Consider the following 21,960-nt stretch of genomic DNA (forward strand, 5'->3'; position numbering starts at 1 on the left):
AGGGTGCCCTCGGGGTGGCCGAGGGCACGGGGTCAGATGGCGGAGCGGATTTTGCGGCGGAGCCGGGTCAGGGCGGTCGGCTTGTCGATGAAGCCCAGCGTCTCCAGGCGCTTGCGCTTGAAGTAGCGCCGATCGAAGGTGATGCTGTCAGGCCGCAGGTCCGGATACGTGTCGGCCTGCATGCAGTAGCCCACCGCCCGCACCAGCTCGGGCAGATCCTCCGACGGCGGCCGTTCGATCACACCCTCGGCCGTCAGGCGGGGCAGGTGCGCGTCGACGATGGTGACCGGGATCCTGTTGCTGTTCTCGTACGGCGTCAGCCGCTCCAGCACCACGTCGGTGCCGTAGGAGGCGACCTGGAGCCCGAAATAGCGCTGGGCGGTCACCAGCCCGGTGGAGAAGCAGCCCACGACCAGCTCGGGCCGCAGCGCCGCGAAGCACACCTCGGCCGGGACGCTCTCCCCGGCCACCGACAGTTTGACGCCGAGCCGCTCGGCGCAGGCCCGCAGGAGCTGGGCGTGCCGGCGCCCGGCGGCCGGGTGGGGTTTGAAGACGACGTCGGTGAGACCGCGGGCGGCCAGCGCCTTGAGCATCGTCTCGTGCAGTCCCGCCTCCTCCTCCGGCGTGAGGATCTCCAGGGCCGACATGTACTGGCCGAGGATGACGGCCCGGCCGGCGAGCATGTCGGGGGCGGTGGCGGTGACCTGGTCCACGACCGACAGGAATCGTTCGTCGGGCAGGACGGCGGGCGCGACGCCGTACTCGCTGAGCAGCAGCGGCGTCAGGCCGGGCACCAGGTCGAGGTGGAGCAGGCGTTCGATGCGGCGGAAGATCTCGGCGGGCAGCGGGTCGCGGGTCGGCCCGTAGCTCATCAGGCCGTCGGAGTAGACGGTGATCGGGCAGTCGCGCACCAGCCCGGCGATCGTCCGCGCCGGCGGCACCGCGATCGATTCGAGCACCAGCTCCTCGACGCCGTCCAGCTCCAGGTGGGAGCGGATCAGGCGCTCCATCATCGGCACCTCGATGACGCGCGCCCGCCAGTCGGAGGGGTGCAGCGGGGCGATGATCTCGTTCCACGAGTGCACCCGCTCGAAGCGGGAGCGCAGCACGGCGAAGCCGGGCGTCTGGTCGAGTGGCGTGGCCACCTCGGGGATGGCCGCGTTGTTCGACACGATGAGGACCCGGCGGCCCTCGCCGAAGCGGCCGTCGTCGATGGCGGCTGCCAGCGACATCGCCCCGAACAGCGTCGAGGCGTAGAAGACCTTCACCTAGGACTCCTCCCGGTCGCGGCGGACCCGGACGTGCGGGCTGGGGGGCAGGTCGGGCACCAGGGTCCGCAGTGCGGCCTCGCGCTCGACGGACATCCGCGCCACCGAATCGGAGACCAGCTCCGGGGGCAGGGCGCGCACCATCTGCGCGCCGCGCTCCTCGAAGCGGGAGCGCAGCGCGGGGGTGAACCGGTCGCCGATCTCCAGGTGGTGGGCCAGCAGCGCGCAGAAGTTGCGCACCGCCTTGGGCATGAACTCCGGTTCCAGATCCTTGAACACCAGTTCGAAGGCATCGAAGAAGTGAAGCTGGCGCTCGTCGCCGACCTGGGTCAGCGACCCTGACACCATGCGCCGGTAGAACACCCCGGCCAGCGACACCGCCGCGAACGTGGCGGCCTCGCGGTGCAGCCGCCAGATCCACGGCCGGTCCTCGGCGGTGTGCAGCGACCCGGGAAAGTGCAGCAGGTCGCGCAGGGAACGCCGGTAGATCCCGGCCCAGGCGTACGGGTAGTCGACCATGGTCCGCACGCCGGCGGGCAGGATGCCCTCGCGCGGGTCGAGCACCGCGCCCCGCCGCGCCAGCGGGGCGCGGTGAACGACCCGTTTTCGGCCCTCGACCTGCACGTGGTCGGTGCGGACGAAGTCGCAGCCGAGCCCGTCGATGGCCTCGACGAGCTGCGTGAGGTAGCCGGGGGCGAGCCAGTCGTCGCCGTCCATGAAGGTCACGTATCGGCCGGACGCGGCCGACAGGCCCGTGTTGCGCGCGTCGGCCAGCCCCACGGGGGCGGGGTTGCGCAACACGGTCAGCCCGGGGAGATCACCGGCGAAATCGTCGATGATGTCCCCTGTGGCGTCCACGGACCCGTCGTTGACGACGATGAACTCGAAGTCGTGCCGTGCGTTGCGGCGCAGTGAGCTGAGCGCGTCGGCGATGAAGCGCTCGCCGTCCCGCACGGGCACGACGACCGAGAGAGTGATCAAGGGGGGTCTCCTGGTGCGGACTCGGTCAGACGGTCACCCGGCGCAGGCGGGCCTTGGGGGCCTCCTCGCCGGGGAAGACACGCTTGACGCCGTCGCCCATGGCCTGCTCGATGATCCGGATGTCGCGTACCAGGTGCTCCAGCCCGGCCGGCTCCAGGGAGGCGGCGTGGTCGGAGCCCCACATGGTCCGGTCGAGCGTGATGTGCCGCTCCACGCAGACCGCGCCGAGCGTCACCGCGGCCAGCGAGATCTGCAGGCCGCGCTCGTGGCCGGAGTAGCCGACAGGGATGCCGTACCGCTCCTTGAGCGTCGTGATCGTGCGCAGGTTCGCCTCCTCGGGAGGCAAGGGGTAGGTGGACGTCGAGTGCATCATGATCAGCCTATCGGTGCCGAGGATCTCCACGGCCTGGTCGATCTCCGACAGCGTCGACATCCCGGTCGAGAGGATGAGCGGCTTGCCGGTCGCGGCCAGGGCGCGCAGCAGCTCGTGGTCGGCGACGCTGGCCGAGGCGATCTTGTGGACGAGGACGTCCATCTCCTCCAGGAACTCCACGGAGGGCACATCCCACGGCGAGGCGAACCACTGCAGGCCGCGCTCGTCGCAGTATTTCGCGATCTGCCGGTACTCGTCGTAGCCGAACTCGGTCCGCTCCTTGTACTCCAGGTAGGTCATCTCGCCCCACGGCGTCTGCCTGATCTGGCCCTTCTGCTCCTCGGGCACGCAGATCGCGGGGGTGCGCTTCTGGAACTTGACCGCCTGGCAGCCGGCGTCGGCCGCCACGTCGATGAGCCGGCGGGCGATGTCGAGGTCGCCGTTGTGGTTGATGCCGATCTCGCCGATCATGTAAACGGGCTCGCCGTCGCCGACCAGCACGTCGCCGATCGCGACCGGGCCCAGCCTCGGGCGCTCCTTGCCCTCGGCGACCGTGAGCTGCGGGCGGGCGGCCACGACGCGGTCGCACAGCTCGCGCACCGCACCTGACCCGCCGGGCCTGGTCAGCACCACGCGGGCGGCGGCGCGCACGCGGGGGTGGGCGTCGGGGGTGGCGATCGGCCAGCCGACCTCGCCCATCGGGCCCAGGTCGTTGACGTCGTTGCCGACGTAGGCCACGCGGGCCGGGTCGAGGCCCTCGATGGCCAGCCAGTCGCGCAGCACGGTCCGCTTCTCGGCGATGCCCTGCAGCACGGGCACGCCCAGCTTGCGGGCGCGGGCGGCCACGACCGGGTTGTGCTCGGTGGACATGATCAGGACCTTGACGCCGGAGCGGCGCAGCAGCGACACGCCCATCCCGTCGGAGCGGCTGACCAGCACCATCTCGCGGCCGTCGGAGTCGACGTAGGCGCGGTCGTCGGTGTGCACGCCGTCGAAGTCGGTGATGACGGCGTCCACGTCGATGGGCTCGGGCCGGTCGATGAACGGGGCCAGCGCGCGCACCAGCTCCAGGTCCTCGGGGGCGTCGATCTCGATGGCGTGCTTGGTCGGCACCGGCTGGACGGCCGTCGTGCCGAAGAAGCGGTGGCCGTGCTCGCGCAGGCCGGAGGCGCGCATGACGTAGAAGGCGCCGTTCTCGCGGAACTGCGGCTCGCGGTCCTGGCGGCGCTGGCGTACGGCCGGGTCGTGGTTGATCCCGCCGCCGGCGGCCGTCCAGAGGAACTCGTGCGTGGGCAGCCCCGACACGACCGAGTCGGCCTCGCCGTCGAGCACCTTGCGCACGGCGGCCGACAGGTCCTCGGGGTCGATGAACGCGCTCGTGCACTGCACGAGCACGACCACCTCGGGCTCCTCGCCGAGGCTGTCGAGCGCGTGCAGCACGGCGGACTCGCTGGAGGCCGTCGAGCCGCTCAGCTCGGCGGGACGGTCCACGACGAGCGCCCCCGCCTGCCTGGCGGTTTCGGCGATCTCCGCGTGGTCGGTGCTGACCACGACCTGGTCCACGAGCTCGGCCCGCAGGCAGGCCCGCACCGCGCGGGTGACGAGCGGGACGCCCCCGACCAGGGCGAGGTTCTTCAGGGGTACGCCCGCCGAACCTCCGCGGGCGGGAACAATGGCCAGGACTCGCAAGATGTGTCTCCTAAGTGCATCGGATGCACCCAGAAGCTAGAGGGCCGGATTGAACAGCCAGCGTCACCACCATTAACTTTCCATGGGGATCCGGTAGAGCAACTCTGGCCGGCCCACTCCGCCGTACCTCGGCACGCGGTCGGCCACACCCAGCTCGACCAGGTATTCCAGGTAGCGGCGGGCCGTCACCCGCGACACTCCGATCGCGTCCGCCACACCCTGCGCCGCCATGCCCTCGGGTCTGCCGCGCAGCTCGGCCGCGATGGTGTCGAGGGTGTCGCGGGCCATGCCTTTGGGCAGCTCCGAGCTGCCCCGCAGGGTGCCCAGGACGCGGTCCACGTCGCTCTGGCCGACCGCCAGGCCCGCCTCCTCCTTGAACCGGGCGTAACGCGTGAGCTTTTCGGCGAGTGTCGCGTAGGTGAACGGCTTGAGCAGGTACTGGGAGATTCCGAGCGACACCGCTGAACGGACCATGGCCAGGTCGCGCGCGGAGGTGACCGCGATCACGTCGCACATCAGCCCGCCCGCGCGCACCGCCCTGCACACCTCCAGCCCGTGCATGTCGGGCAGGTAGAGGTCGAGCAGGATGAGGTCCACGGGCCGCCTGCGCAGGAAGCGCAGCGCCTCCCCGCCGGAGCGCACCACGCCGGCCACCTCGAAGCCGGGGACGCGGTCGACGTAGATGCGGTTGGCCTCGGCGGTGATCTCCTCGTCCTCGACGACGAGGACAGAGATCGTCGTCGCGATCATCGCACCGGCTCCCTTGTGGGCAGCCGGACGGTGAACACCGAGCCGGCCACGTCGATGGCGCCGCCCAGCCGCCGCACCGCCTGCCCCACCAGGGCCAGCCCGAGCCCGTGCCCGTCGCCCTTGGTCGTCCAGCCCTTGGCGAAGGCCGCCGGGTCGTTCAGCCCCGGGCCGTCGTCGGCCACCTGGATCGTCACTCCTTCGGGGTCGGCGGCCAGGCGCACCTCGACGCGGCCGGCGGCGTCGATCGCGTTGTCGATCAGGTTGCCCACGATCGTGACCAGCTCGCGCGGGTCGAGGCCCAGGTCGTCGAGCTCGCTGTCCTGGCTGATCACCAGCTCGACGCCGCGTTCTGCCGCCTCGGCGCTCTTGCCCAGCAGCAGCGCGGCCAGCACCGGCTCGCGCACCGCGCCGACCACCCGGTCGGTCAGCTCCTGCGCGGCCCGCAGCTCGGCCGTGCCGAGGGCCACGGCCTGCTCGGTGCGGCCCAGCTCCACCAGCGTGATGACGGTGTGCAGGCGGTTGGCGGCCTCGTGCGCGGCCGAGCGCAGCGAGTCGGCGAAGCCGCGCTCGGCGTCGAGCTGCCCGGCCAGGGCCTGCAGCTCGGTGTGGTCGCGTACGGTCACCACGGTGCCGAGCTTGCTGGCGGCGCTGTTGACCGCGAGCACCCGCTCGCCGACCAGGTGGATGCGTTCGTCGTCGTCGGCCAGCACGTCGGCCAGGCCCAGCTCGGCCACGTGCCGGCCCTCGGCGTCGGCGGGCAGGCCGAGCAGCGACCTGGCGGCGTCGTTGCACAGCGTCAGCGTGCCGTCCGTGCCGACGAGCAGCAGGCCCTCCCTGACGGCGTGCAGGACCGCGTCGTGGTGGGCGTGGATGCGGCCCAGCTCCACCGGGCCCAGGCCGTGGGTCTGGCGGCGCAGCCGCGCCGTGACCAGCCATGTCCCGGCCGCGCCCACGGACAGCGCGAGCGCGACGACCAGGCCGCCCCAGGCGACCTGGTCGCGCAGCATGGCGCTGATCTTCTCGATCGTGATGCCCGCGCTGACCAGCCCCCGGACCCTGCCGCCGTCCATGACGGGGGTGACCGCCCGCTCGGAGGGGCCGAGCGTGCCCGTGTAGGTCTCGGTGAACGTCCTGCCCGCCAGCGCGTCGCCGGTGTGCCCGAGGAAACGGCGGCCGATCTCGGCGGGGTTGGGGTGGGTGTAGCGGGTGCCGTCCGGTTTCATGATGGTGATGAAGTCGACGCCGGTCTGGAGGCGTACCTGCTCGGCGAACGGCTGCAGCCGCGCGGTAGGGTTGGGGTCGCCCAGCGCGTCCAGCACGTCGGGCGAGGCCGCCACGCTCACCGCGACCGCCTTGGCCTTGCCGCGCGCCTCGTGGGTGAGCAGGTCGTGCGCCTGCACCAGCGAGAGCACCGCGCCGCCCGCCACCGCGACGGCGAGCACGAGCAGTTGCAGGACCAGCATCTGTCCTGCCAGGCTCCAGCGCCGCATCTGTCATCTCTCCTGTGAACGAAACTTACTCAATGGTGACCTGCGTCACTGTGAGCCGCATAGTGGGGCACCCAGAAGGTAATTCCAATAACCGCTGGAGACCGCCCATGCGCGATCGAACTCGATATCTCTACCTGGCCGTGATCGTGGCGGTGCTGCTCGGGATCCTGGTCGGCTTCATCTGGCCTGACCTGGGCAAAGAGCTGAAACCGCTCGGCACCGGATTCGTCGCACTGATCAAGATGGTGATCGGTCCGATCATCTTCTGCACGATCGTGCTCGGTGTCGGCTCGGTCAGCCAAGCGGCCAAGGTCGGCAAGGTCGGTGGCCTGGCGCTCGGCTATTTCATCGCCATGTCCACTGTAGCCCTGCTCATCGGCCTGCTGGTCGGCAACGTGATCCACCCGGGCGAGGGGCTGCAGATCACCGACACCGCACGTCAGGCGGCCGAGGCGGAGGCGGCCAAGGGCGCCGAGAGCGGCACGGTCGACTTCATCCTCGGCATCATCCCCGAGACGCTGCTGTCCTCGCTGACCGCCGGCTCGGTGCTGCAGGCGCTGCTGGTCGCGCTGCTGGTCGGGTTCGCGCTGCAGGCGATGGGCGCCAAGGGCGCGCCGATCCTGCGCGGTGTGGAGCACATGCAGCGGCTGGTCTTCCGCATCCTCGCCATGATCATGTGGGCCGCGCCGGTGGGCGCGTTCGGCGCGATCGCCGCCGTCGTGGGCGCCACCGGGATCGAGGCGCTCAAGAGCCTGGGCATCATCATGCTGGCCTTCTACATCACCTGCCTGCTCTTCGTCGGCCTCGTGCTCGGCCCCATGTTGTGGCTGATCGCCCGGATCAACCTGTGGTCGCTGCTGCGCTACCTGGGCAGGGAGTTCCTGCTGATCCTGTCCACCTCCTCCTCGGAGACGGCGCTGCCGCGGCTCATCGCCAAGATGGAGCACCTGGGCGTGAGCAGGACCGTGGCCGGCATCACGGTCCCGACCGGCTACTCGTTCAACCTCGACGGCACCGCGATCTACCTGACCATGGCCACGCTGTTCATCGCCACGGCCACGGGCGCGCCGCTGGAGTTCGGCGAGCAGGTCGCGCTGCTGGCCTTCATGATGATCGCCTCCAAGGGCGCGGCGGGCGTGACGGGCGCCGGGCTGGCCACGCTGGCCGGCGGTCTGCAGGCGCACCGGCCGGAACTGGTCGACGGCGTCGGCCTCATCGTGGGCATCGACCGGTTCATGTCCGAGGCGAGGGCGCTGACGAACTTCGCGGGCAACGCCGTGGCCACCGTGCTCGTCGGCACCTGGACGCGCGAGTTCGACCGGGAGCGCGCCGAACAGGTGCTCGCCGGTCGTGCGCCGTTCGACGAGTCCACGCTCCTGGACGACGAGAACGAGAAGCCCGAGCCGGAGGCCAAGGAGATGACGCCGGTCTAGGGCTTGCGCCCGATGCCCGCGTAGGCCATGCGGGCCATCTCATCGTCGATGAACAGCGGGGTGCCGGGGTCGATGAACGGCCAGACGAGATGCGGCCCCAGCCCCGTGGCCAGGCCCGGCGGGATGAGTTCGAAGTCGCCGAAGAAGGCGCCGATCTCCTTGCCGGGCCTGGGCGTGAACGCCACGTTGGCCTTGCGGTAGAAGTCGACGACCCGGTCGATCTTCTGGCTCCCCACGTCGTTGGTCGAATGTGAGATCGCCAGATAGCTGCCGGAGACGAGCGCGTCGCGGTAGCCGGCCACCGTCTCCTGCGGGTTGTCGTCATCGGAGATGAGATGCAGGATGAACATCATCAACACGGCCACCGGGCGGTCGAAGTCCAGCAACGCGCGCACCTCGGGATCCGCCAGGACCTCCCCGGGTCTGCGCACGTCCCCCAGCACCATGGCCACCCGGTTCGGATCGGCCAGCAACGCCCTGCCATGCGTGGCCACCACCGGGTCGTTGTCCACATAGACCACGCGGGCCTCAGGGGCGAAACGGTGGGCCACCTCGTGCACGTTCTCCTGCGCGGGCAGACCGGAACCGAGATCGAGAAACTGGGTGATGCCCTGCTCGCACAGGTACTGCACCACACGGCCGATCAACGCCCGGTTCTCCCTGGTGCCGATGCGGACCTCCGGCATCGCCTTCAGCACCATGTCGGCAAGATCCCGATCGGCCTGGAAATTGTCCTTGCCGCCAAGGAAGTAGTCGTACATGCGCGCCGCGTTGGGAATGTGGGGGTCTACGCCCTGCGGCGCCTGTTCCATCATGTATGACATGATCCACTAACGGACTGGCCGAAATCTAGAAAAAGAGCGATTAAACGGCCGGGATACGTAGGACGAATCTGGCGCCGCCCTGGTAGTCCTCCACGCGGATCTGGCCGCGGTGGGCCATCGCCACGTCCCGCGCGATGGCCAGGCCGAGGCCGGTGCCGCCCGCGTCGCGGCTGCGCGCGGCGTCCAGGCGGGTGAAGCGCTCGAAGATGCGCTCGCGGTCCTGCGGGGCGATCTCGACGCCGTCGTTCTCGACCGCCAGCACCGCCAAGCCGTCCTCCTCGGAGACCGAGACGTGGACCTGGTGCTCGGCGTGCCGCTGGGCGTTGTCCAGGAGATTGGTCAGGACCCTGGTGAGCTGGAGTCGTACGCCCTCGACCAGCACCCCCTCGGCCAGGTCCACCTCCACGGGAACCTTGTCGCTGCGCACGGCCAGCTCCTGCAGGACCAGGTCGGACAGGTCGATCACCTCCTTTGCCGTGTCCACCCGGGAGCCGATCCTGGCCAGCAGCAGCAGGTCCGTGATGATGGCCTCCAGCCGGTCGGTGTCGCGCAGGGCGCTGTCCACCAGCGACTCCAGGTCGGTGTCCTCCGGATAGAGCTGGGCGCTCTCAAGCTGGGCGCGCAGCCCCGCGATCGGGGTGCGCAGCTCGTGGGAGGCGTCGGAGGCGAACTGGCGCTGTTGCAGCGCGGAACGCTCCAGCCTGGCCAGCGTGCCGTTGACGGATCTGGCGAGCGTGGCCACCTCGTCCTCGCCCGGCGGCTGGGTGACCCGGCGGCTCAGGTCGCTGGCGTGCACGGCGTCCAGTTCGGCCCGCATGCACGCCACCGGCCGCAGCGCCCGCCCCGTCACCAGCCACGTGGCCCAGCCCGTCAGCGCGATCAGCACCCCGATTTGCCCGAACACGATGGCGTCCAGCGTGCGCGAGGCCAGCAGCTCGGGTGTGCTGCGGCCGGCGTAGACGATGGGGGAGTCGGCGAACACGCTCACCCTGACCGCCGACAGGTGCACGCACTCCGTGGGCAGGCAGTTGGTGGTGCTGATGACACGGTTGCCGGGCGTCGGGCGCACGTCGCTGAGCGGCGGCAGGTTCCTGGCCGCGTCGCTGGTGGCCAGCACCTGGCCGTTGGGACCGACGACCTGGATCAGGTCGACCGACGGGTTCGGCACCGGGATGGAGGCGCCCATGGGCAGGGCGCCTCCGCGCATCTCGTAGGCGATGCGTTCGGCCGTGTCCGTGGTGTCCTTGAAGACGGTGGCCTCCATCAGCGACCGCGACAACAACAGCCCGGTCAAGCCCACGGGGATGAGCACGAGGGCAGCGATGGCCGTCGCGATGAGGGTGACGCGTCCCCGAAGGGACCTGGCCCACCAGGGTGCCACCCTCTGAAGTTACCGAGCGTAATTCCCGGCATAAGCCGCGTTAAAGGAAAGATTCCCCCAACCCGTCAGCGCTGGATCCAGACCGTGGTGTCCGGAGGAATCGCCCCGTCGGCAGCCAGAGGACCGCTGGCGATCAGCACCTCGCCGGGCAGATCCAGCCGCGCCGGCTGCTCGCCCGTGTTGAGCACCACCACCAGACCGGGGTCACGCTCGATGGCCAGCACGTCCTTGGGGGAGTCGAGCCAGGTGAGCGTGCCGCCGCCGAGCGCCGGGTGCCGTTTGCGGATGCCGAGCGCGGCCCGATAGAGGTTCAGGGTGGAGCCGGGGTCGTCCCGCTGCGCCTCGGCCGACAGCGCCGCCCACTCCGCGGGGATCGGCAGCCACGGGTCGCGCCAGCCCAGGCCGTCGGAGCTCGTCCACGGGATCGGCACCCGGCAGCCGTCGCGGCTCTCGCCCCGGCGCAGGAACGCCGGGTCCTGGCGCAGCTCGTCCGGCAGGTCGAGCACCTCGGGCAGGCCCAGCTCCTCGCCGTTGTAGAGGTAGGCAGAGCCGGGCAGGGCCAGCATGAGCAGCGTGGCCGCCCTGGCGCGGGCCAGGCCGCCGTGCCGGGTGACGTGGCGGGGCTTGTCGTGGTTGGACAGCACCCACGTGGTCGGCGCGCCCACCAGCTCGGCCTCCCGCAGCGACTTCTCGATCACCGTGCGGAAGGATTTGGCGTGGAAGTCCGCCATCATGAACTCGAAATTGAACGCCTGGTGCAACTCGTCGGGCCCGACGTAACGGGCCAGCCGCTCCGGTGACGACACCCACGCCTCGGCCACCGCCATCCGGCCGCCGGGGTAGGAGTCGAGAATCGGCCGCCACTCGCGGTAGATGTCGTGCACGCCGTCCTGGTCGAAGTAGGGCACCTGCTCGTCGCCGAGCATCTCGGCCTGCGGGCCGTCCTTCTGGCCTGCGTCGGGCAGGCCGTCGGCCTTGATCATGCCGTGCGCCACGTCGATCCTGAAACCGTCCACGCCCCTGTCGAGCCAGAAGCGCAGGATGTCGCGGAACTCGGCGCGTACGTCGGGGTTCTCCCAGTTGAGGTCGGGCTGCTCGGGCGCGAACAGGTGCAGGTACCACTGCCCGTCCTCGACCTGCGTCCAGGCGGGACCGCCGAAGATCGACTCCCAGTCGTTGGGCTCGTCGCGGAACACGTAGCGGTCGCGCAGCCCGGCCCGGAACCACGGGTGCTGGTCGGAGGAGTGGTTCGGCACCAGGTCCACGATGACCCTGATGCCCCGGCCGTGGGCGTCGGCGACGAGCGCGTCGAAGTCGGCGAGTGTGCCGAACATGGGGTCGACGTCGCGGTAGTCGGCCACGTCGTAGCCGCCGTCGGCCATCGGGGAGGTGTAGAAAGGGCTCAGCCAGATGGCGTCCACGCCCAGCTCCGCGAGGTAGTCCAGGCGGGCGCGCACGCCCTTCAGGTCGCCCGTCCCGTCGCCGTCGGCGTCGGCGAAGCTCCTGGGATACACCTGGTACACGACCGCGTCCCGCCACCAGTCGTCGTTGCCGAGCATGGCCGTCCTTCCCCGAGGTGATTCGAGCTGTGGGATGAGGTTCTTGTGAAGGATGTCGTGATCGCCCGAACCAGGTCAAGCGAAACTTTCGGAAAGTTGCAGATGTCACGACGGGCGAATTGAATCCCCTTTCGTAAGTTCTTGCAGTGGTCTGTTGATCTCATCGGTCTTCACGATGACGTGACCTGGCGAGTGTCGCACTCCGTATCCGGTACATCACGCTGCGAACACGCTACGGTGGGAATCCCCCCAGTCCAAACCTCCGACCAGACAGTGGTGTGCTCCTATGAGGGTGCTCTCCGCGGCCGTCGTGGCCGCCCTTCTGCCTGCCCTGCCCTACGACGCCCTGGCCGCCGCGGGCACGGCCTACTACGTCGACTCCAAGACGGGCGACGACGGGGCGGCGGGCACCAGCGCCGCCACCGCCTGGAAGTCGCTCGCCAGGGTCAACGCCGCCGACCTCAAACCCGGCGACACCGTCAACATCAGGCGCGGAAGCAGATTCAAGGGCAGCCTCACCCTCACCGCCAGTGGCACCGCCGCCAGGCCCATCGTCGTCAGGCCGTACGGCACCGGCACCCTCGCCAAGATCAGCGGCATGCGCGCCGACTGCGTCGTGATCAGGGGCAGCCACCTGCGCGTCAGCGGCCTGTGGGCCTCCCGCTGCCGCTGGGCCGGCTTCCTGGTCTTCGGCGACCACAACGAGCTGTCCGCCGTCGCGGCCGACCACAACGTCGCCGGCGTGCACATCACGGCCTCCGGCTCGCACAACACCATCCGCGACAGCGTCCTGAACGACAACGACCGCATGAGCGTCAACGACGCCGGCGGCGACAACGACTCTGGCGCCTTCGGCGTGCTCCTCAACGGCGACGACAACCTGGTGGCCGGCAACGTCATCACCGGCAGCTATGCCAAGAGCGCCGACTACGGCGCCGACGGGGCCGCCGTCGAGATCTTCAACGGCGACCGCAACCTGATCATCCACAACACCGCCCGCGACAACGAGACGTTCACCGAGCTCGGGGCCAGGAAGGGCCGCACCGCCACTGGCAACGTCCTGGCCTTCAACGTCGTCTCCTCCGCTCTCGGCCGCGGCTCCTTCCTCGTCACTCGCGGCCCCCGCCACCCCGTCGGCCCCGTCAGGGGCACGATCGCCGTGCACAACACGGTCTCGCTGCCGGCCAGGAAGACCATCGGCTGGTCCTGCCACGACGGTTGCTCGCCGTCGATCCTGAAGCTGCGCAACAACGTGATCGCCGTCGGAGGGGAGGCCGGCTGGGAGGACGGCCAGGGGGCCGACGAGGACGGCAGCGTCTATCTGGGGCGGACGAACCATTTCAAACTCGGGCCCAACTCCGTCGTGGCCGACCCCAAGTTCGTCTCCCGTACGGACCTGCGCCTCCGGCCCGGGTCCCGGGCCATCGGCCGCGGGCTCAGGCTCGGGCCCGAGTGGTTCGGCGGAAGAATGATCACCCAGGACGCGGCGGGCGAATCCGTCGGGGGCGCACCGGACGCGGGAGCCTACCAGCGGTGAGCTCAAAACATCAGCGCGGGTAAATATGCCGCGACTATAAGCTTGCTGCCCATGGAGGAGACGCGGCGGGAGCGCAAGAAACGGCAGACCAAGGAGTTGCTCGTCGCGACGGCGCTCAGGTTGTTCGCCGAACAGGGATACGAGGAGACGACCGTCGCCCAGATCGCCTCAGTGGCCGACGTGGCGACCAAGACGTTCTTCAACTACTTCCCGAGCAAGGAGGACGTGCTCTTCGCCGAGATCGACGGCTACATGGACGTGGTGGCCGACGTGGTCGCCGCCCGCCGGCCGTCCGACACCGTGGCTGACGTGCTGCTGCGGACCTGCGAACAGGTCATCGTCCACTACCTCACCGCCAGCCCGATGGCCGACGACGAGCTGGCCGAGGTCTGCGCGCGTCTGGTCGCCACCGTGCCCGCCGTGCGGGCCAAGGCGCTGCACCGGATGTTCGACATGCAGCGCACGATCGCCCACACCCTGCTGGAGGCCTTCCCCGGCCGGCTCGACCCCGTCAGCGCGGCGGCGGCCACCGGAGCCTTGGTCGGCGCCGTCCAGGGGGCCGGGATGGCCGTCCGCGAGCAGGGATTGTCGAAGGAGGAGGCCACGGAGGCGGTGGCGCGCAGCGCCGAGATCGTCATGCGAGGGTTGCGAGCGCTTTAGAGTGACGACGTGGTCCCTGACGTTCGCCAGCCGCTTGTGAGACAGCTCGCCGAGTCCGACGCCCCCCGCCACTACTGGCACATGGGCGACGAGGACGGGCGGGCGTGGTTGTTCGAGAGCGTCGAAGGCGACGGGGAACACTGGGCGGTCAGACAGGTCGAGGTCGGCGCCGATCGCCTCGCCCGCCGCTACTGGTGGCGGCGCCTGCAGGACGAGTACGGGTTCCTCACCGACCAGCCGCTGGAGATCTGGGAGCTGACCGAGATCACCGAGGCTGCGTTCGAGGCCGTCTGGGAAGCCGCCGGCTGAGCCGCTTCAGGGCCGGCGGGGCCTGGCTCACCCTCCTGGCCGTCCACCTCATCCGCCGGTCTAACGGTTCGTCAGCCCTGCGATGATCAGGTCGATGGCGGTGTCGAAGGTGCGGTCCATCTCCTCGGGGTCGTTCGTCAGGTGGCACTCGGTCTCGGCGACGATGAAGCCGGTGACGAACGCGTGCAGCACGTCCCCCGTGCGCCGCAACTCCGGCTCCGGCACCCCGGCCAGCCGCAGGATGCGGTAGAGCGTCGTCCAGAGGGGGAAGCTCCGGTCCCGGATGAGCTCGGGACGGCTGTGCGCGTACGCCCACATGGCCCGGTGCTGCTGCGCGTGCCTCCTGTAGGCCAGCGCCATCGCCCTGAGCTGGTCCTGCCAGGGGGAGCCGTCGTCCTGCGGCAGGGGCATGCGCAGCGCCGCCGTGGCGCAGATCATCGCCAGCAGCGCCTCCTTGCTCTCCACGTGGTGGTAGAGCGACATCGGGTTCACGTTCAGCTCCGCGGCGAGCTTGCGCATGGACATCGCGTCGGGGCCGCCCTCGTCCATGAGCCGGGTCGCGGTGGCGGAGATCTCGTCGATCGTCAAAGGCGCACCCCTGCGCGCGCTCACTCCCATACGCCGTATGGTAGCGTCCGCCATACGGTGTATGGTTACGTAACAGGGAGCACTTATGGCGCGGATCCCCGCCCCGCAGGGCCTGCCCATCCTGGGCAACATGCTGCAGATTCCCTCTCACTCGCCGGTGGAGCACTTCGTCCAGGTCGCCTCCCGGTTCGAGGGGGGCATCTTCCGCCTTGAGATCGCCGGCCGCACGATCGTGATGGTCTACGACCCCGATCTGGTCGCCGAGGTGTGCGACGAGAGCCGCTTCATCAAGCGCATCAACCCGCCGCTGTCGATCGTGCGTGAGTTCGGCGGCGACGGGCTGTTCACGGCCGAGCTCGACGAGCCGGTGTGGGGGCACGCCCACCGCATCCTGATGCCCGCCTTCAGCCAGCGCTCGATGAAGGCGTACTACCCCCAGATGCTCGAGGTCGCCGAGCAGCTCATCGAGTCGTGGGCGGGTCGCCAGGGGGAGGACCTGCCCGTCGCCGACGACATGACCAGGCTGACGCTGGACACGATCTCACTGACCGGGTTCGGCTTCCCCTTCAACTCCTTCGACTCGCCGGAGCTGCACCCGTTCCTGCAGGCGATGGGCGGCGCGCTGACCGAGGCCATGCTGCGCAACGGGCAGCTTCCGTTCGTCACCAAGCTGCGGCGCAAGCAGGAGGAGGCCTACCAGCGTGACATCGCGACCATGCAGGGGCTGGTCGACGACGTGATCAGGCAGCGCAGGAACGGGGCCGCCACCGGCGCCAAGGACCTGCTCGGCCTGATGCTGGAGGCCTCCGATCCGCGGAGCGGCGCCCGGCTGTCCGACGAGAACATCCGCAACCAGGTGCTCACCTTCCTGATCGCCGGCCACGAGACCACCAGCGGGCTGCTGTCGTTCGCGCTGTACAACCTGTTACGCGAGCCGCACGTCCTGGCCCGCGCCTACGAGGAGGTGGACCGGCTGCTGCCGGGCGACGAGCCGCCCACCTACGAGCAGATCATGAAGCTCGACGTCATCCCCCGCATCCTGGAGGAGACGCTGCGGTTCTGGTCGCCGATCCCGATCTTCGCCGTGAGCGCGAACGAGGCCACCACGCTCGGCGGCTACGAACTGGCCGAACACCAGTCGGTCGCGGTCCTGCTGCCGACGCTGCACCGCAACCCCAAGGCGTGGGAGCGGCCCGACGAGTTCGACATCGACCGCTGGTTGCCGGAGAACAAGAAGAACCACCATCCCGGCGCCTACAAGCCGTTCGGCAACGGCGAGCGGGCCTGCATCGGCCGCCAGTTCGCGCTGACCGAGGCCAAGCTGGCACTGGCGATGGTGCTGCGCCGCTTCGCGATCTCCGACCCGAACGTCTACCGCATGAAGATCAAGCAGATGCTGACGCTCAAGCCGGACGGGTTCACGCTCCGGGTGCGCGAGCGCCGCGCCCACGAGCGCAGCGTCGTCGTGGCGCAGGCCGAGCAGGAGAACGAGCAGCAGGAGATCGCCGTCACCGGCGTGCCGCTCACCGTCGCCTACGGCTCCAACCTCGGCACCAGCGCCGACATCGCCGAGCGCCTGGCCGAGCGGGCCGGGCGGGCCGGGTTCGCCACCACGCTCACCACTCTGGACGAGCTGACGCCCCCGGACGAGGGCCTGCTCGTCGTGGTCGCCTCCTCCTACAACGGCAAGGCCCCCGACAACGCCCAGCGCTTCGACGCCCTGGAGCGGCTGCCCGACCTGTCGGGAGTGCGGCTGGCCGTGCTCGGCTGCGGGAACACGCAGTGGCCGACCTACCAGGACTTCCCCAGGCGAGCCCACGACAAGCTCACGGCCGCCGGCGCCGTGCCGCTGATCGAGCGTGGCGAGGCCGACACCGACGGCGACTTCGACGGCGACGTCTCCGCCTGGACCGCCACGCTGTGGGCCGCGCTGGCCGAGCAGTACAGCGCCTGCGCCGACAGCGCCGGGCCCCGCTACGAGATGGAGGTGCTCACCGAGGCCGAGATCAGGCCGTCGGTCGTCTCCGAGCGCGCCTTCCCGCTGACCGTCGTCTCCAACGAGGAGCTGACCGGCGACCCCGAGGGCCTGTGGGACTTCTCGGTCGAGGCGCCGCGCCCCGGCGTGCGCTCGATCACGGCCAGGCTGCCGGAGGGCGTCACGTACTCGGCGGGCGACCACGTGGCCGTCTTCGCCAAGAACGATCCCGAGCTGGTGGAGTGGGCGCTGCGCTGCCTGCGCCTCCCCAGGGAGCAGGTCGTGCGGCTGCGCGCCGCCGGGGCCACCCACCTGCCCGTGGACACGCCGGTCACGGCGGGCCTGCTGCTGACCGAGTTCGCCGAGCTGCAGGAGGTCGCCACCAGGTCCGACCTGGAGGCGCTGGCCGCCCACACCGCCTGCCCGTGGACCACGGGCCAGCTCGCCGAGCTGACCGCCGGCTACGCCGAGGAGATCCTCGCCAAGCGCGTCTCCACGCTGGCGCTGCTGGAGCGTTTCCCCGCGATCGAGCTGCCGCTGCCGGTGTTCCTGGAGCTGGCCGGGCCGATCAAGCCGCGCTACTATTCGGTCTCCTCCTCGCCGCTGGCCGATCCGTCGCTGGTGCGGCTCACCGTCGGCCTCGTCGAGGGCCCCGCCTGGTCGGGCAGCGGCACCTATCAGGGCATGTGCTCGGCGTACCTGGCGGGGCTGGCGGAGGGCGAGGTCTTCTACGGCTACGTCCGCGTCCCCGCGCCGCCGTTCCGGCTGCCGGACGACCCGGCCACGCCCGTGATCCTCGTCGGGCCGGGCACCGGGTTCGCGCCGCTGCGCGGCTTCCTGGAGGAGCGCGCGCTGGCGGGGGCGGGCGGGCGCGCCGAGGTGTTCACCGGCTGCCGCCACCCCGAGCACGACTACCTGTACAGGGACGAGGTGGCGGCCTGGGACGAGCGGGACGGGGTGCGGGTGCACGCCGCGTACTCCGCCGTACCGGGGCACCCGTACCGGTTCGTTCAGGACGCCGTCGCCGCGCACGCCGACGAGGTGTGGGAGCTGCTCACTCAGGGTGCCCACGTGTACGTCTGCGGCGACGGTCTGCGGATGGCGCCCGCGGTGCGGCAGGCTCTGCTGGACATCCACCTTGATCGCACCGGTGAGGACGGCGCCGCCTGGCTCGCCGGGCTGGAGGCCGGCGGACGCTACCAGCAGGACGTCTTCGCGTGATCGGGGACCGCCGGGCCCCGATCATCGGGGCCCGGCCGTCCGGGAACGCTGCGCATTAGGGCGGACCTGGGAAAACCGTTGTCGACATTCCAGACTTAACCCTGCATTCTGGGATATAAGCGCAGCATGCGCGACATATCCGTGGAACATGCTCGAAACGTTTCCACGGCACTGTGAGAGCCTCTGGAAAGGAGGCGGCAATGCTGCTGCGACTGAGGGTGTCGCTGCCGGACCGGCCGGGCGGGCTGGGCCAGGTCGCGAAGGCGCTGGGGGCGCTGGGCGCGGACATCCTGCAGGTCACGGTGCTCGAACGCGAGGCGGGAAGGGCCGTGGACGACTTCACCGTCTCCTGGCCCGGCCAGATAAGCGCGGCCGAGGCACGCGAGCGGCTGTCCGCCATGCCCGGAGTACGGATCGAGGGCGTCTGGGCGACCAAGGAGGTGCCGGGCTCGGCGCCCGACTACGACCTGCTCATGCACGTCGCCTCGGAACCCGCGCGCGGGTTCGCCACGCTGGTGGACGCCCTGCCCTCGCTCTGCGGCGCGGAGTGGTCGCTGGCCCTGGCCGACGGGGCCGTACGGCACGCCTCGCTGGCCGCGCCCGCCGAGTTCCACCTGGCCGAGCCGCCGCCCAGGGCCGTCGTCGTGGACGCCGACGAGCTGCGGCTGATGCTGCTGCCAGTACTGGCCCAGGGGCTGCACGTGATCGTGGCCCGCGCGGAGGGGCCCGTGTTCCACCGCGCCGAGGTCGAACGCGCCGCCCGCATCGTGGACGTGGTCGCCAAGCTCGCCGCCCGCGCCTAGCGGACCGAATGTCCTTCTACTAACGTGGGCTTCCTGAGCAGCGAGAATCAGGAGCCGCCCCGGTGGATTTCGAGCTGACCGACGAGCAGAAGACCTTCCGCGAGACCCTGCGCGCGTTCGTGGACAAGGAGATCGTGCCGGTCGCCACGGAGTGGGAGCACTCCGGCAGGTATCCGACCGAGATCATCGACAAGATGAAGCGGATGGGGCTGTTCGGGCTGTCCGTCCCCGAGGAGTACGGCGGCATGGGGGCCGACATGGTCTCATTCGCGCTGGTCTTCGAGGAGATCGCGCGCGGCTGGATGGGCGTGGCGGGCACGATCGGGTCCCACTCGCTGGCCTGCTGGATGATCGCCCGCCACGGCACGCAGGAGCAGAAGAACCTCTACCTGAAAGACCTGGCCACCGGCGCGCGCAGGACCGCGATCGCCCTCACGGAACCGGCCGCCGGCACGGACCTGCAGGGCATCCAGACCCGCGCCGTGCGCGACGGCGACCACTACGTGGTGAGCGGCACCAAGACGTGGATCACCAACGCCCGCCACGCCGACCCGCTGCCCGTGCTGGTCAAGACCTCGATCACCGAGCCCGCGCACAAGGGCATGTCGGTGCTGCTCGTCGACCCCGCCTCGGAGGGCTTCAGCGTCAGTCGCGACCTGCCCAAACTCGGCTACAAGGGCACCGAGACCTGCGAGGTCGTCCTCGACGGGGTGCGCGTGCCGGTGTCCTGCCTGCTGGGCGGCCTCGAAGGGCGCGGCATGCAGCAGGTGCTCGGCGGCCTGGAACTGGGCCGCCTCAACATCGCCGCCCGCGCCGTCGGCGTCGCGCAGGCCGCCTTCGACGCAGCCCTCTCCTACGCCAGGCAACGCACGGCCTTCGGGCAGCCGATCGCCGACTTCCAGGCCATCCAGCTCAAGCTCGCCGACCTGGCCACCGAGATCCAGGCCGCCCGGCTGCTGACGTATTGGGCCGCCTCCCAGGCCGACGGCGGCAAGCGGGTGGACATGGAGGCCGGCATGGCCAAGTACTTCGCCTCCGAGGTGGCGCTGAAGGCGTCCCTGGAGGCGATGCGCATCCACGGCGGCTACGGCTACTCCCAGGAGTTCGTGGTCGAACGGCTCTACCGCGACGCGCCGCTGATGGCGATCGGCGAGGGCACCAACGACGTCCAGCGCCTGGTCATCGCCAGGGCGCTCGTCTCGGGCAAGGGCAGGGTCGGCTGGTGACCCGGAACCGGGCGCCTCAGTCGTGGCGGGGCCGGCCCGAGACCTCGTGGCCGGCGTGGAACAGCGCCTCGGCGATGAGCGTGCGGACATGGGAGTCGCGCGCCCGGTAGAGCACGCGGCGGCCGTCCCTTCGCGTGTCCACCAGCCCGGCCAGCCTGAGCTTGGCCAGGTGCTGCGACACCGACGGGCGCGCGGCCCCGATGGCCTGGGCCAGCGAGTTCACATCCTGCTCAGCCGATGACAACAGCCACATCAGCCTGAGCCGGGTGCCGTCGCTCAGCAGACGGAATGCGTGCACGGCCGCGTCGACCTGCGCGGGAGTGGGTTGCTCCTGCGACGGGATGGCACCTGAGGCGTTGTCGCGTGCGTACATGGCTACATAGCCTGGTCAGGCGGGAGGGATTGCGCAAGCCGGCCTCGCGCCACCTGAATGTTGTCTGCCAGTCGTGGCGTTCCAGGCATCAGCCGGTCTCACATGGGTAGGTTCGTGCGAGTGTCCGCCGCCCCCGACGCCCTGCCCGCCATGTCCGCTCCAGCCCACCCTGCCAGGCTCGGCTGGCTGGACGCCCTGCGGGGCATCGGGGCCATGGCCGTGGTGGCCGAGCACCTGCTGCCGTGGTTCCTGCCGGACCTGCGTCCCTACTGGTTCAGCCTCGGCGTCTACGGCATCTTGGTGTTCTTCCTGGTCAGCGGCTACATCATCCCCGCCTCCCTGGAACGCCACGGCGACGTGCGCGCCTTCTGGGTCGGCCGCTTCTTCCGCCTGTACCCGCTCTACCTGAGCGTCATCGTCGCGATGCTCGCCCTGGCGTGGTGGGTGCCCGTGCGCGAAGCCGTGCCGCGCGACGGGAGCGCGGTGGCGGCGCACGCGACCATGCTGCTCGACGTCGTCAGCGTCGGCGGCGTGGCCGACACGATGTGGACGCTGTCGTACGAGATGGTCTTCTACCTGCTGGTCACCGCGCTGTTCCTGGTCGGATGGCACGGTCGCAGCGCGGCGCTGTCGATGGGTTTCGCGGCGGGCGCCGTGCTCGTGGGGCTGGCCGTGCCGGGGGCCATGCTGGTGGGCGGCTGGCCGGTGTACGTCTCGACCGTGGTGTTCGTGGCCGGGCTGGCGTGCGTGGTGTCGGGACGGCTGCGTACGACGGCCGGGTGCGCGCTCGGCCTCATGGCGATGGTGCTGCTGGTGGTGAGCGGCCGGGTGCCGTGGCTGGGCGTGGCCGTGCTGGCCGTGATGTTCGCGGGGACGGCGATCCACCGGTGGGAACGCGGCCAGGGCCCGCTGTGGCCGGTGGCGGTCACGGCGGCGCTGGTCGGGGTCTCGCCGCTGTGGGCGATCGCGAGCGGCTGGTGGTGGGTGCAGGCCGACGTGTGGCTGACCACCATCGCGCTGGCCGCGGCCACGTTCGCGGGCGGGATGGCGCTGCGCGGGCGGCGAGTGCCCAGGGTGCTGACCTGGCTCGGGCTGATCAGCTACTCGCTCTACCTGGTGCACCACCCGCTGCTGAAGTACTTCGTGGAGATCAGCGGTGACCTGCGGCAGCGGGATCTGCCCTACCAGCTGCTCATGGCCGTGCCGGCGCTGGCGGCCGTGGTGGGCCTGAGCGCCCTGACCTACAGGTACGTCGAGAAGCCGATGCAGGATTTGGGCCGCAGGCTGTCACACCGTCGCGCCGGCGGGCTCCAGAGCCAGGGCGATCTCGGGGTGGCGCGACAGAACCCGTGCCACCACCGGGTCCTCGGCCAGGAGGAAGGCCAGGTGCCTGACGGCGTGCGCGACCACGTTGGCCAGGTCGACACTGCCGGGTGAAGGCGTGGCGGGCGCCTGGCCGCGGGCGATCTCCAGCACGGGAACCTCGATCGCGGGCAGCCACGGGGCAGGGTCGGGGCAGA

Annotated in this window: 18 protein-coding genes; 8 read left to right on the forward strand and 10 right to left on the reverse strand. The window is 70.4% G+C overall.

Annotated elements, in window-relative coordinates:
- Positions 1-32: 32 nt before the first annotated feature.
- The 5 genes from ACFOY2_RS16250 to ACFOY2_RS16270 all read right to left on the reverse strand — a co-directional run bounded on the left by ACFOY2_RS16250 (position 33) and on the right by ACFOY2_RS16270 (position 6,551).
- Positions 33-1,268, reverse strand: a complete 1,236-nt coding sequence (locus ACFOY2_RS16250; RefSeq protein WP_379528851.1) for a polysialyltransferase family glycosyltransferase — start codon at positions 1,266-1,268, stop codon at positions 33-35.
- Positions 1,269-2,249, reverse strand: coding sequence for a glycosyltransferase family 2 protein (locus tag ACFOY2_RS16255; RefSeq protein ID WP_357810017.1), 981 nt, complete (start codon positions 2,247-2,249; stop codon positions 1,269-1,271).
- Between the two features lie 25 nt (positions 2,250-2,274).
- Positions 2,275-4,311 carry an N-acetylneuraminate synthase family protein gene (locus ACFOY2_RS16260; RefSeq protein ID WP_379528852.1) on the reverse strand — a complete coding sequence of 679 codons (2,037 nt, stop codon included), beginning with the start codon at positions 4,309-4,311 and terminating at the stop codon, positions 2,275-2,277.
- 72 nt (positions 4,312-4,383) lie between these two features.
- Complete coding sequence (locus ACFOY2_RS16265) at positions 4,384-5,061, reverse strand: response regulator (RefSeq protein ID WP_379528853.1); 678 nt, start codon at positions 5,059-5,061, stop codon at positions 4,384-4,386.
- Positions 5,058-6,551 (reverse strand): sensor histidine kinase, encoded by a 1,494-nt coding sequence (locus ACFOY2_RS16270; RefSeq protein ID WP_379528854.1) that lies wholly within the window; start codon positions 6,549-6,551, stop codon positions 5,058-5,060. Before ACFOY2_RS16270 ends, ACFOY2_RS16265 begins: the two co-directional genes overlap by 4 nt.
- Before the next feature lie 107 nt (positions 6,552-6,658).
- On the opposite strand from ACFOY2_RS16270, the gene ACFOY2_RS16275 reads away from it, so the two are divergent.
- Positions 6,659-7,984 carry a cation:dicarboxylate symporter family transporter gene (locus ACFOY2_RS16275; RefSeq protein WP_379528855.1) on the forward strand — a complete coding sequence of 442 codons (1,326 nt, stop codon included), beginning with the start codon at positions 6,659-6,661 and terminating at the stop codon, positions 7,982-7,984.
- Here ACFOY2_RS16275 and ACFOY2_RS16280 read toward each other — a convergent pair.
- From ACFOY2_RS16280 to ACFOY2_RS16290, 3 genes are all read right to left on the reverse strand, one after another.
- Positions 7,981-8,799 carry an SAM-dependent methyltransferase gene (locus ACFOY2_RS16280; RefSeq protein WP_379528856.1) on the reverse strand — a complete coding sequence of 273 codons (819 nt, stop codon included), beginning with the start codon at positions 8,797-8,799 and terminating at the stop codon, positions 7,981-7,983. The two genes, ACFOY2_RS16275 and ACFOY2_RS16280, sit on opposite strands and share 4 nt — an antisense overlap.
- Before the next feature lie 49 nt (positions 8,800-8,848).
- Complete coding sequence (locus tag ACFOY2_RS16285) at positions 8,849-10,189, reverse strand: sensor histidine kinase (protein ID WP_379528857.1); 1,341 nt, start codon at positions 10,187-10,189, stop codon at positions 8,849-8,851.
- 65 nt (positions 10,190-10,254) lie between these two features.
- Complete coding sequence (locus ACFOY2_RS16290; RefSeq protein WP_379528858.1) at positions 10,255-11,748, reverse strand: glycoside hydrolase family 13 protein; 1,494 nt, start codon at positions 11,746-11,748, stop codon at positions 10,255-10,257.
- A 286-nt stretch (positions 11,749-12,034) separates the two neighbouring features.
- Here ACFOY2_RS16290 and ACFOY2_RS16295 point away from each other — a divergent pair, with 286 nt between their 5' ends.
- Genes ACFOY2_RS16295 through ACFOY2_RS16305 form a run of 3 tightly spaced genes read left to right on the forward strand, consistent with a single transcriptional unit; the run spans position 12,035 to position 14,254 of the window.
- Positions 12,035-13,285 carry a hypothetical protein gene (locus ACFOY2_RS16295; RefSeq protein WP_379528859.1) on the forward strand — a complete coding sequence of 417 codons (1,251 nt, stop codon included), beginning with the start codon at positions 12,035-12,037 and terminating at the stop codon, positions 13,283-13,285.
- A gap of 51 nt (positions 13,286-13,336) precedes the next feature.
- Entirely contained in the window at positions 13,337-13,945 is a 609-nt protein-coding gene (locus ACFOY2_RS16300) for a TetR family transcriptional regulator (protein ID WP_379528860.1), read from the forward strand.
- A gap of 9 nt (positions 13,946-13,954) precedes the next feature.
- The gene (locus ACFOY2_RS16305) at positions 13,955-14,254 is read left to right on the forward strand and encodes a hypothetical protein (RefSeq protein ID WP_379528861.1); all 300 of its coding nucleotides are present in this window, start codon (positions 13,955-13,957) and stop codon (positions 14,252-14,254) included.
- A 60-nt stretch (positions 14,255-14,314) separates the two neighbouring features.
- On the opposite strand, the gene ACFOY2_RS16310 is transcribed toward ACFOY2_RS16305, so the two are convergent.
- Positions 14,315-14,872 carry a TetR/AcrR family transcriptional regulator gene (locus ACFOY2_RS16310; protein WP_379528862.1) on the reverse strand — a complete coding sequence of 186 codons (558 nt, stop codon included), beginning with the start codon at positions 14,870-14,872 and terminating at the stop codon, positions 14,315-14,317.
- 55 nt (positions 14,873-14,927) lie between these two features.
- Here ACFOY2_RS16310 and ACFOY2_RS16315 point away from each other — a divergent pair, with 55 nt between their 5' ends.
- From ACFOY2_RS16315 to ACFOY2_RS16325, 3 genes are all read left to right on the forward strand, one after another.
- Positions 14,928-18,038: a bifunctional cytochrome P450/NADPH--P450 reductase gene (locus ACFOY2_RS16315; protein WP_379528863.1), complete on the forward strand. Its 3,111-nt coding sequence runs from the start codon at positions 14,928-14,930 to the stop codon at positions 18,036-18,038.
- A 200-nt stretch (positions 18,039-18,238) separates the two neighbouring features.
- Positions 18,239-18,841, forward strand: a complete 603-nt coding sequence (locus ACFOY2_RS16320; RefSeq protein ID WP_379528864.1) for an ACT domain-containing protein — start codon at positions 18,239-18,241, stop codon at positions 18,839-18,841.
- A gap of 62 nt (positions 18,842-18,903) precedes the next feature.
- Positions 18,904-20,067, forward strand: a complete 1,164-nt coding sequence (locus ACFOY2_RS16325) for an acyl-CoA dehydrogenase family protein (RefSeq protein ID WP_379528865.1) — start codon at positions 18,904-18,906, stop codon at positions 20,065-20,067.
- 16 nt (positions 20,068-20,083) lie between these two features.
- On the opposite strand, the gene ACFOY2_RS16330 is transcribed toward ACFOY2_RS16325, so the two are convergent.
- Positions 20,084-20,440 carry an ArsR/SmtB family transcription factor gene (locus tag ACFOY2_RS16330; protein ID WP_379528866.1) on the reverse strand — a complete coding sequence of 119 codons (357 nt, stop codon included), beginning with the start codon at positions 20,438-20,440 and terminating at the stop codon, positions 20,084-20,086.
- A gap of 102 nt (positions 20,441-20,542) precedes the next feature.
- Here ACFOY2_RS16330 and ACFOY2_RS16335 point away from each other — a divergent pair, with 102 nt between their 5' ends.
- Complete coding sequence (locus ACFOY2_RS16335; RefSeq protein WP_379528867.1) at positions 20,543-21,877, forward strand: acyltransferase family protein; 1,335 nt, start codon at positions 20,543-20,545, stop codon at positions 21,875-21,877.
- Positions 21,878-21,960 lie beyond the last annotated feature (83 nt).

The organism is Nonomuraea purpurea (assembly GCF_042650645.1).
In the GTDB taxonomy this organism is placed as follows: Bacteria; Actinomycetota; Actinomycetes; order Streptosporangiales; family Streptosporangiaceae; genus Nonomuraea; species Nonomuraea purpurea.

Excerpts from the sequence above, each read along its gene's own strand:
- ACFOY2_RS16300 (WP_379528860.1), top strand. The coding sequence starts at position 13,337 with ATGGAGGAGACGCGGCGGGAGCGCAAGAAACGGCAGACCAAGGAGTTG.
- ACFOY2_RS16290 (WP_379528858.1), bottom strand. The coding sequence starts at position 11,748 with ATGCTCGGCAACGACGACTGGTGGCGGGACGCGGTCGTGTACCAGGTG.
- ACFOY2_RS16320 (WP_379528864.1), top strand. The coding sequence starts at position 18,239 with ATGCTGCTGCGACTGAGGGTGTCGCTGCCGGACCGGCCGGGCGGGCTG.
- ACFOY2_RS16330 (WP_379528866.1), bottom strand. The coding sequence starts at position 20,440 with ATGTACGCACGCGACAACGCCTCAGGTGCCATCCCGTCGCAGGAGCAA.
- ACFOY2_RS16265 (WP_379528853.1), bottom strand. The coding sequence starts at position 5,061 with ATGATCGCGACGACGATCTCTGTCCTCGTCGTCGAGGACGAGGAGATC.
- ACFOY2_RS16310 (WP_379528862.1), bottom strand. The coding sequence starts at position 14,872 with ATGGGAGTGAGCGCGCGCAGGGGTGCGCCTTTGACGATCGACGAGATC.
- ACFOY2_RS16295 (WP_379528859.1), top strand. The coding sequence starts at position 12,035 with ATGAGGGTGCTCTCCGCGGCCGTCGTGGCCGCCCTTCTGCCTGCCCTG.
- ACFOY2_RS16280 (WP_379528856.1), bottom strand. The coding sequence starts at position 8,799 with ATGATGGAACAGGCGCCGCAGGGCGTAGACCCCCACATTCCCAACGCG.
- ACFOY2_RS16270 (WP_379528854.1), bottom strand. The coding sequence starts at position 6,551 with ATGCGGCGCTGGAGCCTGGCAGGACAGATGCTGGTCCTGCAACTGCTC.
- ACFOY2_RS16315 (WP_379528863.1), top strand. The coding sequence starts at position 14,928 with ATGGCGCGGATCCCCGCCCCGCAGGGCCTGCCCATCCTGGGCAACATG.
- ACFOY2_RS16335 (WP_379528867.1), top strand. The coding sequence starts at position 20,543 with ATGGGTAGGTTCGTGCGAGTGTCCGCCGCCCCCGACGCCCTGCCCGCC.
- ACFOY2_RS16275 (WP_379528855.1), top strand. The coding sequence starts at position 6,659 with ATGCGCGATCGAACTCGATATCTCTACCTGGCCGTGATCGTGGCGGTG.